General features: G+C 62.6%; 18 protein-coding genes. 6 read left to right on the top strand and 12 right to left on the bottom strand.

From position 1 onward, the window contains the following. Positions 1–323: 323 nt before the first annotated feature. From ACN0YJ_RS00475 to ACN0YJ_RS00455, 5 genes are read left to right on the top strand one after another with little or no spacing between them, the layout of a single operon-like run. Positions 324–1,061, top strand: coding sequence for an ABC transporter ATP-binding protein (locus ACN0YJ_RS00475; protein ID WP_417495018.1), 738 nt, complete (start codon positions 324–326; stop codon positions 1,059–1,061). Beyond that, entirely contained in the window at positions 1,061–1,801 is a 741-nt protein-coding gene (locus ACN0YJ_RS00470) for an ABC transporter permease (RefSeq protein ID WP_417476484.1), read from the top strand. The genes ACN0YJ_RS00475 and ACN0YJ_RS00470 overlap by 1 nt, the downstream gene beginning before the upstream one ends. Continuing rightward, positions 1,798–3,642, top strand: a complete 1,845-nt coding sequence (locus tag ACN0YJ_RS00465; RefSeq protein ID WP_417495017.1) for a Gldg family protein — start codon at positions 1,798–1,800, stop codon at positions 3,640–3,642. Before ACN0YJ_RS00470 ends, ACN0YJ_RS00465 begins: the two co-directional genes overlap by 4 nt. After that, complete coding sequence (locus ACN0YJ_RS00460) at positions 3,639–4,709, top strand: hypothetical protein (protein WP_417495016.1); 1,071 nt, start codon at positions 3,639–3,641, stop codon at positions 4,707–4,709. Before ACN0YJ_RS00465 ends, ACN0YJ_RS00460 begins: the two co-directional genes overlap by 4 nt. Further along, positions 4,675–5,055 (top strand): VOC family protein, encoded by a 381-nt coding sequence (locus ACN0YJ_RS00455; protein ID WP_417495015.1) that lies wholly within the window; start codon positions 4,675–4,677, stop codon positions 5,053–5,055. Before ACN0YJ_RS00460 ends, ACN0YJ_RS00455 begins: the two co-directional genes overlap by 35 nt. Positions 5,056–5,067: 12 nt before the next feature. Here the strand turns inward: ACN0YJ_RS00455 and ACN0YJ_RS00450 are convergent, their stop codons facing one another. Then, positions 5,068–5,550, bottom strand: coding sequence for an MmcB family DNA repair protein (locus ACN0YJ_RS00450; RefSeq protein WP_417476480.1), 483 nt, complete (start codon positions 5,548–5,550; stop codon positions 5,068–5,070). A gap of 124 nt (positions 5,551–5,674) precedes the next feature. Between ACN0YJ_RS00450 and ACN0YJ_RS00445 the strand changes: the two genes are divergently transcribed. Next, positions 5,675–6,082, top strand: coding sequence for a metallopeptidase family protein (locus ACN0YJ_RS00445; RefSeq protein ID WP_417495014.1), 408 nt, complete (start codon positions 5,675–5,677; stop codon positions 6,080–6,082). Positions 6,083–6,246: 164 nt separating this feature from the next. On the opposite strand, the gene rplS is transcribed toward ACN0YJ_RS00445, so the two are convergent. The 11 genes from rplS to ACN0YJ_RS00390 form a co-directional block, all read right to left on the bottom strand. Next, a complete protein-coding gene (gene rplS, locus ACN0YJ_RS00440) occupies positions 6,247–6,645 on the bottom strand; it encodes a 50S ribosomal protein L19 (protein WP_417476478.1) in 399 nt (132 codons plus the stop codon). Continuing rightward, positions 6,642–7,379 carry a tRNA (guanosine(37)-N1)-methyltransferase TrmD gene (gene trmD / locus ACN0YJ_RS00435; RefSeq protein ID WP_417495013.1) on the bottom strand — a complete coding sequence of 246 codons (738 nt, stop codon included), beginning with the start codon at positions 7,377–7,379 and terminating at the stop codon, positions 6,642–6,644. Before trmD ends, rplS begins: the two co-directional genes overlap by 4 nt. A gap of 745 nt (positions 7,380–8,124) precedes the next feature. Then, the gene (gene rimM, locus ACN0YJ_RS00430) at positions 8,125–8,676 is read right to left on the bottom strand and encodes a ribosome maturation factor RimM (RefSeq protein WP_417495012.1); all 552 of its coding nucleotides are present in this window, start codon (positions 8,674–8,676) and stop codon (positions 8,125–8,127) included. A gap of 95 nt (positions 8,677–8,771) precedes the next feature. Further along, on the bottom strand, positions 8,772–9,263 hold the full coding sequence (gene rpsP / locus ACN0YJ_RS00425) for a 30S ribosomal protein S16 (protein WP_417495011.1): 492 nt from the start codon (positions 9,261–9,263) through the stop codon (positions 8,772–8,774). 46 nt (positions 9,264–9,309) lie between these two features. Beyond that, a complete protein-coding gene (ffh, locus tag ACN0YJ_RS00420; protein WP_417495010.1) occupies positions 9,310–10,833 on the bottom strand; it encodes a signal recognition particle protein in 1,524 nt (507 codons plus the stop codon). Positions 10,834–11,068: 235 nt separating this feature from the next. After that, positions 11,069–11,272, bottom strand: a complete 204-nt coding sequence (locus ACN0YJ_RS00415; protein WP_417476472.1) for a hypothetical protein — start codon at positions 11,270–11,272, stop codon at positions 11,069–11,071. Positions 11,273–11,486: 214 nt separating this feature from the next. Then, entirely contained in the window at positions 11,487–11,858 is a 372-nt protein-coding gene (locus tag ACN0YJ_RS00410; RefSeq protein ID WP_417495170.1) for a DUF1475 family protein, read from the bottom strand. A 68-nt stretch (positions 11,859–11,926) separates the two neighbouring features. Then, a complete protein-coding gene (locus ACN0YJ_RS00405; protein WP_417495009.1) occupies positions 11,927–13,201 on the bottom strand; it encodes a dicarboxylate/amino acid:cation symporter in 1,275 nt (424 codons plus the stop codon). Between the two features lie 131 nt (positions 13,202–13,332). Beyond that, the gene (locus ACN0YJ_RS00400) at positions 13,333–13,629 is read right to left on the bottom strand and encodes a hypothetical protein (protein ID WP_417476468.1); all 297 of its coding nucleotides are present in this window, start codon (positions 13,627–13,629) and stop codon (positions 13,333–13,335) included. Positions 13,630–13,763: 134 nt separating this feature from the next. Then, on the bottom strand, positions 13,764–14,291 hold the full coding sequence (locus ACN0YJ_RS00395) for a carboxymuconolactone decarboxylase family protein (RefSeq protein ID WP_417495169.1): 528 nt from the start codon (positions 14,289–14,291) through the stop codon (positions 13,764–13,766). Between the two features lie 135 nt (positions 14,292–14,426). After that, positions 14,427–14,972, bottom strand: a complete 546-nt coding sequence (locus tag ACN0YJ_RS00390) for a peroxiredoxin (RefSeq protein WP_417476467.1) — start codon at positions 14,970–14,972, stop codon at positions 14,427–14,429. Between the last annotated feature and the right edge of the window lie 69 nt (positions 14,973–15,041).

The raw sequence follows: 15,041 nt of genomic DNA, 5'->3' as shown, positions 1-15,041 counted from the left end.
AGGGCCTGCCGCCACTATTTTCTCCTGTCGGTTGAATCAAGGGCGAGTCGGGGGTGCCAGCTTACAAACATTTCACCCAGTGCCGCAAAGCTGCCATATTTTCGGCCCGTTCGCGCCCTACCGCACCGCCACGGTCATCGGGTCGATCGGCCGCACACGAGCTCTGGGTCCTGGTTTTAAACAGCCCCCCCAGCCCCCCGGATCAAGAGCAGCGCGCCGGTCGACACGCTTCCCCGAATTTGTATCTTTGTGACCGGCCTTCGCGCTGGCCAAGTGGCTTGCACCGCGCTAACGCTAGGGTCTGCAATACGTGAGCCCTTCCCATGCTGGTTGCCGACCATTTGGTGAAAGAATTCGGAGGCCTGCGGGCCGTCGACGATGTGAGCTTCACGCTCGAGCGCGGTGAAGTCCTCGGTTTTCTCGGCCCCAATGGTGCCGGCAAGACCACGACCATGCGCATGCTCGCCGGCTGTCTCGAGCCCGATTCCGGCAGCGCGCGCATTGCCGGCCATGATTGCGTACAGGACCGGATTGAAGCGCAATCGCGTCTCGGTTATTTGCCCGAGGGCGCGCCAGCCTATCCGGCGATGACGCCGCGCGCCTTTGTCGCCTTCGGCCTGCAAGTGCGTGGTTTCTCAGGCGATGCATTGAAGCGGGCGACTGATCTGGCGCTGGATCGCGCGAGGCTTGGCGTCGCGGCCTCGCAGCCGATCGGCACATTGTCCAAGGGCTATAAGCGCCGTGCCGCCCTCGCGGCCGCGATTGCCCATGATCCGGCCGTGCTGATTCTCGACGAGCCGACCGATGGCCTCGACCCCAATCAGAAAGACGGCGTGCGCGAACTGATCCGCGAAATGGCGCCGGAAAAGGCGATCATCATCTCGACCCATATTCTCGACGAAGTGCCTGCTGTCTGCAGCCGCGCCATCATCATTGCCCAGGGCCGTCTCCTGTTCGACGGTACGCCTCATGCGCTTGAAGCAGTGACATCCCACGCAACGATCGAAGCCGCGTTCCGCCATCTGACCATCGGTCCGCGCGCGACCATGGAGGCTGTGTGATGGGATCGCTGATTGCCGTTTACCGCCGCGAACTGACGGCGTATTTCCAGACCCCGCTGGCCTATGTCTTCCTGGCCGTATTTGCGTTCGCGGCGCCGGCCTTCGCCTTTCATATCGGCCGCTTCTTCGACACCAACCGCGCCGATCTTGCGCCGCTGTTCGACCATTTGCCCTGGCTTCTGGTCATCCTGATGCCGGCATTGGCGATGCGCGCCTGGGCCGAGGAGCGGGATCGCGGGACGCTGGAATTCCTGATGGCGCTGCCGATTCCGCTCTGGGCCTCGACCGGTGGCAAGTTTCTCGCCGCCTGGACGGTAGCCGCCGCGGCCATCGCACTGACCGCACCGATGTGGATCGCCGTCAACTATCTCGGCGAGCCTGACAATATGGCCATCGCGACCGCCTATCTCGGCGCGCTTCTGCTGGCTGGCGGGTATCTGGCGATTGGCCAGGCCCTGTCGGCGACGACGGCCAACCAGGTCGTCGCCTTCGTTCTCGGTGCAGGCGCCTGTTTCCTCCTGACCATGGCGGGCCTGCCGCTGGTCTTGTCGGTTCTGGGCGAGAATGCACCGGCCGCCCTGTCGGAATTCATCGCCGGGCTCAGCGCGCTTGAACATTATGATGCGTTTCGCAACGGCGTGATTGACCTGACTGATCTGCTCTATTTCGCCGGCCTGATCCTCGCTTCGCTGGCGGCGGCCGGCGTGATGATTGCCGAGCAGCGTGGGGGTGGGCGATGAAAAAGGCGCTCTATCTACCGCTGATGCTGACGAGCATCGTGGTGATCTTCCTGGCCGGGACATTCCTGTCCGGTCAGACCTTGTCCGGCGTGCGGGTCGACCTGACGCAGAATGGCCTTTACCGGCTCTCGCCAGGCACACTGGCCGTGATTGACCGACTCAATGAGCCGGTCGAATGGCGCTTCTATCATTCCCGCGCCGAAGCGGCGCAATATCCCGCCATCCGTAGCTATGCGACACGGGTGCGCGAATTGCTGCGTGCCTATGAAAAGCAATCCGGCGGCCGTATCCGCCTGATCGAGATTGACCCGGCACCTTTCTCCCAGGCCGAGGATGAAGCGCTGGCAGCGGGGCTTGCCGCCTTGCCGACCGATACGGGTGAGCAGATATTCTTCGGCCTGGTCGCCCGCAATTCGGTTGATGACCAGGCGGTGATTGACCTGTTCGACCAGGCCGATGAAGCCCGTCTGGAATATGATCTGACGCGGCTCATCTCCGATGTCGACCGGCCCGAGCGCCCCAGCCTGGCGATCCTGACCGGCTTGCCGCTCGACCCGTCCAGCGGGGCCCCCAACCGTTTCATCGCTGATCTCAATGGCGCCTATGATCTGCATTGGCTTGAGCGCGATTTTGACGCCATCCCGGATGCCGCCGCGCTGATGATCATCCATCCTGGCCGGCTCGATGAGGGCCAGCTCTACCTGATCGACCAGTTCGCCCTGCATCGCGGACGTGTGCTCCTGTTCATCGATCCCATGGCCCATATGGCCCTGCGACCGGGTCTTGACGGTCTGCCGCCGGTTGATGCGCAACGGGCCTCGGATCTACCCATGCTACTCGCCAATTGGGGTATTGCCTGGGACAGCGAAACCGTGGCGATGGACCGTACGCTTGGCCTGCCGGTCGAGATTATCGATACCGATGGCCGTGCCCGCCGCCGCGCCTATCCGCTCTGGTTCTCCATAGGCAGCGCCCAGATCAATGGCGAGGACCTGGCGACCGCCACGCTCGATCGCGGGATTAATTTCGGATCGCCTGGCGCCCTGGTATTTCTGCCCGATAGCGGGTTTGAGGTGACAGCCCTTCTGACAACGAGCCCGGATGGCGCCCTGGTCGATGCCGACATCGCCGCGAGTGCTCCCGGGCCGGATGATTTGCTGCGTGACTATCAGCCTGGCCATGAGCCGGTGGTGCTCGGGGCAAGGCTGCGCGGAGATGCCGGCTCGGCCTTTCCCGACGGTCCGCCTGCCGCTGACACCATGTTCAATCCCTCCAATCATCTCAACCGCTCCGCAACGGCGCTGGATTTGACAATCGTGGCCGATGTCGACTGGCTCGATGACAGCTTCTACCTGCGCAGCGACCCGGCGGCTGGCAATATGATTGTCGCTGACAATCTCGCCCTGGCGATGAATCTGGTGGATATGGCCGCCGGTGACCCGGCCCTGGTCGGGCTACGGTCGCGCGCACCCTCGGCCCGGCCCATGACGCGGGTTGATGCCCTGCGGGCCCAGGCAGAAACGCGCTATGTCGAGATCCAGGACAGGCTCGAGGCGGAGATTGAGGCGGCCGAGACCCGTCTGCAGGAATTGCTCGGTTCCGGCCAGGCCTCGGGTCTGGCCGATCCGGGTGCCCGGGCCGGTCGTGACGAGGCGATGGCGCTGCGCCAGCAAATCCTCGGCACCAGGGCGCATTTGCGCGAGGTTGAGCGCGAGTTCCGCCATGATATCGATGGCCTCAATTCCAGTCTGCAATTCTGGACGATTGGCGTGCCGCCGGCCCTGGTGGTCCTGCTCGGACTCGCCGGGGCGCTGACCCGCCGCCGCAGGAGCGTCAAATGAGCCGGCCGATGGATCGTCAGAGACTGCGCCAGCTGGTGATCGTCGGCGGTGCCGCGATCTTGCTGCTGGCCGCCGGTGCGGGTTCGGTTGCGCTACAGATCCAGCGAGACTGGCGTCCCGATGTCAGCGGGCCGGTTCTGCCTGACTGGTCGGCCAGCGTCGCCAATGCACGGGAAATCGAAATTACCGGGCCGGAGGATCACTTCACCCTGACGCGCAGCGGTGCGGGCTGGGTCATGCCGAGCCGCGACGGCCATCCGGTCATTCCCGAGCGTCTGGCCGAGCTGGACGCCTTCCTCGCCGATCTGAGCTATGTCGGCGCTCGCACGGCCGATCCGGCCAAACATGCGCGGCTGGAACTGGCCGAGGCCGGTGAGCCCGGTGCCGGCACACGGCTGACGGTGCGCGGCGATGATGGCTTGGTGTTGACTGACATCATGATCGGCGCCGCGCGTAATGGACGCGTCTATCTGCGTTTTCCGGACCGGCCGCGAAGCTATGCCGCACAGCTGTCAGGCGGGACCGCGGCGATCCCCGCCATCGCCCTCGCCGATGGCTGGATTGATCTCGATTTCCTCGCCCTCGACCCGACCGATATCGCCCGAACCCTGATCACACCCGAGCGGGGCCCGGCCTATGTGTTCGAGCGGGCCGGCCGTTCAGCGCGTAATTTCTCGCTGCGCGAACCGGGCGGATGGCGGCCGATCACGGCCGGTGCCGGCAATGGCCCGTCCGCGGCCCTGTCGCGAATCCGTTTCCGCGATGTGCGCCAGGCCGACCGGCTGCGCGGGGAACCGGTGGGGCGCCATGTCGAGGAGACCTTTTCCGGCCTGCGGGTCAGCCTCGAAATCCTGGCCCTGGGCGAGACGCGCTGGGCCGTTATCAGTGCGGTTGCGGTCACCGATGGCGGGCGGGCGGCGGCTGATGCGATCAATGCCCGCACAGCGGGATGGGCCTATTTGCTGAGCGATCTCAGCCTCAACCGGCTCTTGCGTCCGCTTGACGAGATTGCCGATTACACAGGAGCGAGCCATGCGTCTGAACCAGCTGACGATTCCGGTCAGTGATATTCCACGATCCAGGGATTTCTACCAACGGCTCGGTTTTCGGCTTCTGGTCGATTCGCCGCATTATTCCCGCTTCCTCGCCCCGCAGGGCGACACGACGTTTTCACTGCACCTGACGTCGGAGCCGATTGTGCCCGGCGCCGTGATCTACCTGGAATGCGAGGCGCTCGATGATGAAGTCGCGGCGCTGCAGGCGGAGGGCTTTGAGTTCGAGGCCGAGCCGGCCGATACGAGCTGGCTCTGGCGTGAGGCCAAACTGCGTGACCCGGACGGCCATGTCATCAAGCTCTATTATGGCGGCGTCAACCGGATCGATCCGCCCTGGCGGGTCAAGCCGGAGGCCTGACCGCACGCCGGCTCAACTGTCTTCGACACTGTAGCCGGCTTGCTCGCCCTCGCCGACGCGCATCAGCCGGTCTGCGGCAGCGCGGGCGAAGCGCAGGGTCAGGGCCTTGCGCCGGGCCGGGGCCAGGGTGAGGACAGGGCTTTCGCGGATGATGGCACCGCCAAACCCGTCAGCGATGATCAGGCCGGCATGCTCCGGGATCACTTCGCGCGGAAAGCGTTGCGAAACGGCGAAATAGATCCGCTCGCAATACCCCGTGTAATCGGTCCATTTATTGTCGGCGCGGAAATCGGCGATGCCGGATTTGACCTCGATAATGGTGATCTCGCCCTTGCGCCCGATCGCGGCCAGATCGGCGCGGCGGCCATCGGGCAGGGAGAATTCCGGGATCGCACTGAAGCCCATCTGCCAGAGCAGGCGGGCCGCGCCGCGCATCAGCGCCTGGGCATCATCGATCTGCGGATTGCGGTCGGAGGCGACGTCGGAAAGGGTCATCCCGCCAGTTTGTTCGTTTTTTGTTCGCCTGACAAGTTGCTGCCGCCAGTTCGCGGCGGCATTGGTGCGTGCACTGGAGGGCAATCCCGGTTAGAGGCGTCTCAGCAAAACCGGATATTCCCCCATGACCACAATCGCCAATCTGATGCCGCCGACCCTGTCGGACTTTGAAACCCTGGCGCGGGGCGCCTGGGAAGGCCTGCCCGAGGCCTACCGTGCCATGTGCGGCCATGTGGAGCTCTTCGTTGCCGACTTCGCCGATGCGGAAATGCTGGAGGCGGTCGGGCTGGAAGACCCGTTCGAGCTGAGCGGGCTCTATATGGGCGTGGATCTGACCCAGCAATCGAGCCTCGACCCGACGCCGGAAGCCTCACGTGTCTTCCTGTTCCGCCGGCCGATTCTTGATGAATGGGCGGAGCGCGAGACCGTCACCCTTGGCGAATTGGTCAGCCATGTCCTGGTGCATGAAATCGGGCATCATTTCGGATTGTCCGATGAGGACATGCACAAGATTGAGGCCTCAGAGGGCTAGACGGTCCGGGAGTCCTGAATTGCAGGTTTGGCCGTAACCGCTTGACCGGACACCCGCATATCCGGACTCGGGCCGCAAAACCGGCCAGAACCCGTTAATAAGACGTAAAAAAACGCCCGCTGGTTGACCAGCGGGCGTTTTCTGTTCGGTAAGGAAGAGAGGGCTTAGCCCTTCTTCTTTGGCTCGCGCTTGACGATGCCACGACCGGTGGTGCGCTCGGTGATCCGGGCCGACTTGCCGCGACGTTCGCGCAGATAATACAGCTTGGCGCGACGAACCTTGCCCTTGCGGACAATTTCGATCAGCTCGACATTGGGCGAATACATCGGGAAAACGCGCTCGACGCCTTCACCGAAGGAGATCTTGCGGACGGTGTAGCTCTCATTGAGGCCCCCACCATTGCGAGCGATGCAGACGCCTTCATAGGCCTGGACGCGTTCGCGTTCGCCTTCCTTGATGCGCACGTGAACGCGCAGCGTATCGCCAGCGGCGAAATCAGGCAGGACCTTGTCGCCGAGGACGCGGGTCGCTTCTTCTTGTTCGATCTGCTGGATCGTGTTCATCGCGCATTCTCCTTGCGCCCCAGGAACCGGGACCAAAGGTCCGGTCGGCGCTTCTTCGTTATCTCTTCTGCCATCTCGCGGCGCCAGGCCTCGATCCGGCCATGATGCCCCGAGAGCAGCACTTCGGGTGTCTCCCTGTCCTCCCAAACGCGCGGTCGCGTATAGTGAGGATATTCAAGGAGGTCGCCCTCGAAACTCTCATCTTCGGCCGAGGCCGGGTCACCCAGCACGCCGGGGAGTAATCGCACACAGGCTTCGATGAGAAGCTGAGCGGCGACTTCGCCCCCGGCCAGCACGGCATCGCCGACACTGACCTCTTCCATGTCGCGTGCTTCAATGACCCTTTGATCGAGGCCTTCGAAGCGTCCGCAAAACACGGCAATACCGGGACCAGCCGCCCATTCCCGCACTCGCGCTTGAGAAAGAGGCCGTCCCCGGGGTGTCAAATAGATCAGCGGCCGTTTCTCACCACTCCAGCGAGACTGCACCGCATCGATCGCCGCTGCCGCCACATCAGGCCGGAGCACCATACCAGCACCCCCGCCAGACGGAGTATCGTCAACGGAGCGGTGCTTATGACGGGAAAACTCCCGGATGTCCACAGCTTCAAGCGCCCAAAGTCCACGATTCGCAGCACTCCCGATCAGCGACACATCAAGCACGCCAGGGAAGGCCTCGGGGAAGAGGGTGAGGGCCGTCGCGGTCCAGGGAGTTTGGGTCGGGGTTTCGGTCATGGCGCGGGGGTGTAGCAGGGATGGGGCAGCTTCGCCAGTTGTCGGGAGTGCACCAAAATCTCCACGCGGCTCGCCGCTGGAGGTTTGAGGTGTCCTCCCCGTGTTGGGAGGTGTGCGGGACGCCGGCGAATGCCGGTTAGGGCAAGAGTTAAGTTGAGACATCCGTGACGTCCCACACGTGGAGTTTTACTCAGGTCCCTCGCGGGCCCTGCCTCGAAATGACCGTGGAAGATTGGTCGAGCCCTAATGCCTCACTTCCCCGATCATGGCCCCACCGGAACTCGGGCTGTCACGCCTCCGTGCGGATGGGCTCCACGCTCCCGATTGCCGCAAGTGACTGGCTCACGCCTCCCGTGCAACCGGAACAGCTGGAGTATGCGCGCCGGTTGATGGGGTGGGGATAACATCACTCAAAATTCGTCATCCTGACGAAAGTCAGGACCTCGATATCATGGGCTCCGACCCTGCCACGTCGAGGTCCCGGCGTACGCCGGGATGACGTGGGATCATTGTCGGGCGTGGGGGATAAGTCGCCAAATCGGCTACCGCCGGTGCCCGGCATCCTCACCAGCTCCGACCGCTTCGCGGCCACCTCTTCCATCAAGGAAGAGGTGGGCGATTATCGAGGCCGGTCAGCACAAACCCCCTCCTCTTCCTTGATGGAAGAGGTGCGCCGGACGCAGTCCGGGGCGGAGCTGGTGACGGCCTCGCGCTTGCGTTTCCAAGCTGGCGCCTCGGCGGCCCTTTAGCCTTCGCCGCCCGCTTCTTCTTCCTTCGACCCCACCTCTTCGGGCGGATCAATCGTGATCAGGCCGTCCTTCAGCGCGATGTGGGGGACAAAGTCGCGGGTGAAGGGGAGATACCAGTCGCCGGTGCGATCGGGCGTGCCGGTGATTTCAAGCAAATCGCCGGAACCGAAATCATGCACGGCCTTGAGCTTGCCCATGGGCGCGCCATCGAGGCCCTGGACGGTGAGGCCGATCAGGTCGGAATGGTAGTATTCTTCCTCATCCAGCTCTGGCAGGGCGGAGCGCGGGACGAAGAGCTGCGTGCCGCGTAGCGCAGCTGCGTCCTCGCGGCTCAATTCCTGCTCGAAAGCGACAACCCAGCCATCCTTGACCGGGCGCCAGCGTTTGGCGCGCAGGATTTCCTTGCCGGCGGCATCGAGGAAGGGGCCATAGCTGAAGGCGGCTTCCGGATCGCCGGTAAAACTCTTGACCTTGCACTCGCCCCGCACGCCGTGCGCCGCCGCGATGGCAGCGACAAAGACGAGATCGGCGGCGGGTTTTGCGGTCATGATAAGGGTCTTTCAAGCCGCCACGCCAAGCCCCGCCCGGCACAAGGCCGGGCGGGGAGGCGAAGGACGGTCTGTCATGCGAACAGGCAAAAAGCCTATTCGGACTTTTCTTCAGCAGCAGCTTCAGCGGCAGGCGCTTCGGCTTCAGCTTCAGCAGCCGGTGCGTCTTCAGCAGGAGCTTCTTCGGCTGGCGCTTCCTTGGCGGCCTTGGAGGCAGCCTTGGCTTCAGCAATAGCGGCCTTGCGGGCTTCTTCCTTCTCGGCCTTTTCAGTGGCCAATTCCTTGGCTTTCTGGCCTGGCTCACCCTTTTTCGGGTTGGAGCTGGCTGTCCAGGCCCAGGCGCTGGCATCGGCGTCATGGATGAAGCGGCCCACGCGATCGGTTGGCTGGGCGCCCTTGGCGATCCAGGCCTTGGCCTTTTCCAGATCGAGCACGACGCGCTGGGCGTCTTTCGGCAGCATTGGATTATAGGAGCCGATCTTTTCGATGAAACGGCCATCGCGCGGGGCGCGGGCGTCAGCAACGACGATACGGTAATAAGGGCGCTTCTTGGTACCGCCACGGGTCAGTCGGATTTTAAGAGACATTGTATCTAGTCCTTCGGGTTCATGTCTGGTGGATTCGGGTTTGAGATTATTTCTTCGGGAAACCGATCGGCAGGCCGTCGGGTCCGAGCGGGGTGCCACCGAGGCCGGGCAGGCCGGATGGTGAAGCGGGTCTGGATGATCCAAGGCCGGGGAAATCCTTGGGAATCTGGCCGAGCGAGGGCTGCTGGCCGCCGGCAGCGGGGCCGCCCATGCCTTTCGGCATGCCGCCGCCACCCATCATGCCAGCCAGACCGCCACGGCCACCCTTGGAGGCCTTTTTCATCATGTCGGCCATTTGCCGGTGCATCTTGATCAGCTTGTTGACGTCGGCCACTTCGACACCGGAACCGGCGGCGATGCGTTTCTTGCGGCTGGCCTTGAGAATTTCCGGCTTGGCGCGCTCGGCCTTCGTCATCGACAGGATGATGGCTTCCTGACGGGTCAGCATCTTGTCATCCATGCCCGAGGCCGCGGCTTGCGCCTTGGCAGCCTTGTTCATGCCCGGCAGCATGCCCATGATCGAACCGAGCCCGCCCATCTTCTTGAGCTGGCTGAATTGTTCGCGCAGATCGTCGAGGTCGAACTTGCCCTTGGCCATCTTCTTGGCCATGCGTTCGGCTTGCGCCTGGTCGATATCCTGGCTGGCCTTTTCGACCAGTGAGACGATATCGCCGCGGCCGAGGATGCGGCCGGCGACGCGGCGGGCATCAAAGGCGTCGAGACCATCGGTCTTTTCGGACACACCGAGGAATTTGATTGGCAGACCGGTGACATGGCGCATCGACAGCGCCGCACCGCCGCGGCCATCACCATCCATCCGGGTCAGCACCAGGCCGGTCAGCGGCAGGCGTTCATGGAATTTCGCGGCCGTATTGACGGCATCCTGGCCGGTCAGTGCATCGGCGACCAGAAGGGTTTCATGCGGACGCGTGATATCGGCAATGGCTTTCGCCTCGCCCATCATTTCTTCATCGATCGAGGTGCGGCCGGCGGTATCGAGAATGACGACGTCGAAGCCCTGAAGACGGCCGGCGCTCATCGCGCGCCTGGCAATGTCGACGGCTTTCTGGCCCGGCACGATCGGCAGGAAGGCGACATTGATCTGGGTCGCGAGCTGCTGCAATTGCTCCATCGCGGCGGGACGGCGCGTATCGAGCGAGGCGAGCAGGACTTTCTTCTTGTGGCTCTCGGTGATCCGCTTGGCGAGCTTGGCCGCGGTGGTGGTCTTGCCCGAGCCCTGCAGACCCGCCATCAAAATGGCAATCGGCGGCTCGCCTTCGAGATAGAGGCCTTCCGGCTCGCCATCGCCGCCGAGCAGGTCGACCAGCGCGTCATGGACGATCTTGACGACTTGCTGGCCCGGCGCGACGGCACGGATGACGTCTTCGCCAATGGCGCGTTCGCGGATCTGTTTGGTGACGGATTTGACGACCGGCAGGGCGACATCGGCTTCCAGCAGGGCGACGCGAATTTCGCGCAGGGCCGCATCGACATCCTTCTCCGACAGCGCGCCGCGCCCGGTGAGTGTGTCGAATATGCCGCCAAGCCTGTCTGTCAGTGTGTCGAACATGCGTATCCGGTCCTGCCTGTTTCAATCAATTCCACGCCAAAGGCGCAAAGCAATTCGACCCCGCTGAGCGAAAACTTCGCCGGGCGGGGATCTCGCCTGCCTCCCCCGTATCCCGGCTGGCCGGGACGGATGTGCAGGTAAGACAAGCGGTAAGGCTTGCGTGATAAGTGGCGGCGTTTACGCGCGGGCGGGCGATGAGTCAAGCTGGATGAGAGGAAAACCGGGCCATGCGGTCCTAGCGGTCGGCAGTCTCGCCGGCAAATTCATTGCTCGCGGTGATCATCGGGGCCGGCTGCGGGTCCGCAAACAGATTGCGCGGGCGCGGGTCGGGTGCGGCGGCCAGGACGGCGCCATAGACAGAGGCCAGCATGACGCCGACTGTCAGCCACAGCATGGCCGACTTGATCACTGATCCGTTGTGTCTCGCTGTTCTGCTCATACCGGTCCCCACGACATATCGGCTGATCAAATTCGAACCTGAGTCCGTTAATGAATGATAATGGCCCCAAATTGGCTGAAACTTTGTCCCCAAAAAGGTTCAAATTGGACCTTTTGCCACTTTTCCGGGCGATCCCGCGGGCGGCTTTATAGGGCGATTGGCCCGATTGAAGCGTGATCTTGGGCACGCCGGAGGCTCGGTGGTCCGGGCCGGGTCAGGCGGGACCGGCCTGTCCGGACTCAGTGGCAGGGCGCAGCCTCTTGAGCAATTCCGGCCAGCGCCAGACAAACCAAAGCCCGGTCCAGATATTGCCGAGCACGAAGACGGGAAGGATCCAGAACAGGGCTGGCAGCCAGCGCCGTTCGGTCGCACCAATCACCAGTGCGCTGAGAAAAAAGCCGAAATACAGGTCGGTGAGTGTCACGATGCCCCAAGGCTCGCCGGTCAGCCAGTCCCCGGCAGCGCCAAAATTCCCAGCCCTGACCGCCCAGATGATCAGGGCGGTCAGAACCAGCGTTGGGACAAGCAGGAGCAGGCGCGAGATTGAGGGCAAACGACTTCTCCTGCTTTGGGACGCAAGGAAGATACGTTGCCGGGTTCAGAATGGATCACCGGTTTCCGGAAAAAATTCAGGCGCGGTGTCTGTCTGGCCAATTAGACCTTGGCGGGCGCCCGGAAAACGTCCTCGTCGAGTTCGCCTTCCCATTTGGCCACCGCCGTTGCGACGGCGGCATCACCGGTCACGTTCACGGCCGTGCGGGCCATGTCCATGATGCGGTCGACCGGCAGGATAAAGCCGACGATGATGGCGGTGTGTTCCGGCGAGACGTCGAAGGTCTGCAGCACGATCGCCAGCAGGAAGAGCGAGGCCGATGGAATGCCGGCGGCCCCGATCGAGACGATGGCGGCTGTCAGGGCGATCATGACGTAATTCATGAAGGTCAGGTCATAGCCGAAGGCCTGGGCGGTGAAGAGGGCCAGAATGCCGAGATAGAGCGCGGTGCCATCCATATTGATGGTGGCGCCGAGCGGCAGGACCGAACCGGCGACCGACTTCTTGATGCCGAGATTGTCTTCTGCCGCGGCAATCGTGACGGGCAGGGTTGCCGAAGACGACGCTGTCGAGAAGGCGACGGCAATCGGATCGGTCAGGCCACGGAAGAAGCGCGCCAGCGGCAGGTTGAGCACGATGCGGACCAGGATGCCATAAGTGACCAGCGCATGGGTGATCAGGCCGAGATAGACGGCGACGATCAGGACCAGCACGGATTGCAGCGATTCCAGCCCCTGGCTGGCCGCGGTGTAGGAGACCAGGGCGAAGACGCCATAGGGCGCCACTTCCATCACATAATGGGTGATTTTGAGCACGACTTCGGAGGCCGAATTGAACAGGTCAGCGACCGGCTTGCCGACCTTGCCGGTGGCGAGGATGCCGACACCGAGGAAGATCGAGAAGAAGATGATCGAGAGCACATTGCCGTCGGCAAGGGCCGCGATCGGATTGGTCGGGATGATTTCGAGCAGGCGGTCCGTGATGGACGGCGCGTCAGTGGAAACGGGAACGGCTTCGACATTGCCGAGATCGGCGCCGCGGCCCGGCTGGAAGATCGTGCCAAAGGTCAGGCCGATGATATTGGCAAAGAGTGTGGTGACGAGATAGAGGCCGATCGTCTTCAGCCCGAGCGTACCGAGCTTGGCCGGTTTACCCATGGCGATGATGCCGGAGACCAGTGTGGTGAAGATCAGCGGCACGATCAGCATGCGGATCAGGCTGATGAACGCGGTTCCGACCGGCTGGACCCACGTACCGATCCACTGGGTAGCGGCTTCCTGTCCCAGGATTTGCGACGCCGCGACGCCGAAGGCAACGCCCGCGAACAGGGCAAGCAGAACGCGCTGCCAGAGTTTGATCCCGAACCACCAGCCCATGAAATACCCTCCCCGAGGCGCGTCATCAGACGTCGCCGGACTTTCCCTGATCGCACACTAGTGTCTGTGACGGATCGGTCAATTGTCTGAGGTAGAAGGGGGTGGCCGGAGCCGGCATGCGTCGGGCGCCGTCAGCTGCGGTCGAAGCCGAGTGTCAGTTTCGACAGGATGCGGTGGGCCGAATAGACCAGCCCGATACCGCCCAGCAGATTGGCCAGTGCAGCGAGGTCGCCGGTCAGCAGGACTTGCCCGCTAACCACCAGGGCCACCGATACGCCCAGCGGCACCATGAGGTGGCTCCAGGGCAGGTCGGCAAAATGCCGGGCGCGCGAAATCGTCCGATTGGAAAACCATGTCCGTCCACCCCGGAGCGCATGGCTTTCCGGATTGGTACGTTTGGGGAGATGTTCGAACGAATGATCAATCATGGACATAAGCTCATTATACGGAGCTTATAGGGAATTGCAAGGCCTGTGGAAAACTCACGAAAACAGTACTGTTGCCGGGGGTTTTCGTGAGTTTTCTACAGCATATCGAATTGTGGCGAAGGTGTTAAAAATGCCTAAATGGCACTTTCCGCAGCCAAAACCTGGGCCACGGCATTGACCACCGCAGCAATGCGGACGGCGGCCTGGATCTGCACGCTCGTCAGGCCATGCTTGCGCAATTCGGCTTCATGGCTGTCGATGCACAAGCCGCAACCATTCACGGCCGAGACGGCCAGCGACCATAGTTCGAAATCGGCTTTGTCGACGCCCGGATTGGCCAGAAGATTCATCCGCAGGCGGGCGGGCAGTGTGCCGTATTCCTTGTTCTTGGACAGGTGGATGAAGCGATAATAGACATTATTCATCCCCATGATCGCGGCGGCGGATTTGGCGGCCGTGGCGGCGGCCGGGTCCATCTGGCCTTCGACCTCGGCGCGGATCGCGCGCAGGACGGTCGGCTCACCGACGGCATAGGCCGTCGCGAGGAAGCTGCCCCACTTCTTCTGATCGTCGAGATCGGTTTCGCGGGCAAGCGAGGAGAGGTTGAGTTTCAGATCCTTGGCGTAGTCGGGCAAGGCGTTCTTGAGGTCTTCGAGGCTCATCATGATCTCCAAAGCGAATAAGTCTTAATTGCAAAGTTCGGGTCTGAAAAAACCCCGGTCGCGCCGCTCGGTGTGACGGGACCGGGGTTTCGCAGGCGGCGCTCCGGGGGGAAGAGGCGCTGCCCGGGTGTCAGATTAAAGCGTGTCGCCACCAACCGGACGGTTGCATGGGCAAAGCTCGTCTGTCTGCAGCGCATCGAGGACACGCAGCGTGTCTTCCGGATTGCGGCCGACATTCAGATTGGTGACATAGACGTGCTGGATGACATTGTCCGGATCGACCACGAAAGTGGCACGATAGGCGACACCGGCGTCCGAGCGGATGCCAAGTGAATCGATCAGGGAGCCGGTCGTGTCGGCAAATTGCCACATCGGCAGCTTGTCGAGATCGGGATGCTCGCGGCGCCAGGCCAGCTTGCAGAATTCATTGTCGGACGAACCGCCCATCAATACGGCATCGCGATCTTCGAAATCACCATTGAGCTTGGCAAAGGCGACGATCTCGGTCGGGCAGACGAATGTGAAATCCTTGGGATAGAAGAAGATCACTTTCCACTTACCGGCAAAGCTCTCCTGGTTGATGTTTTCAAAGGCCGACTCGCCATTTTCTTCATGCGCGTTGAAACCCGGCTTCACGCCAGTGATTTCGAAATCAGGAAGTTTTTCGCCAATGCCCAACATGTAAATCTCCAATTGTTGTCGCCGGTCATGAGTGCCGGCGTCAGATAGCGCCGACCTAATGCCCTTGAC

It is taken from the genome of Maricaulis sp., from assembly GCF_048270095.1.
Lineage (GTDB): Bacteria > Pseudomonadota > Alphaproteobacteria > Caulobacterales > Maricaulaceae > Maricaulis.
Note: the sequence above shows the minus strand (reverse complement) of the source record. Positions and strands in the feature narration are given on the sequence as shown.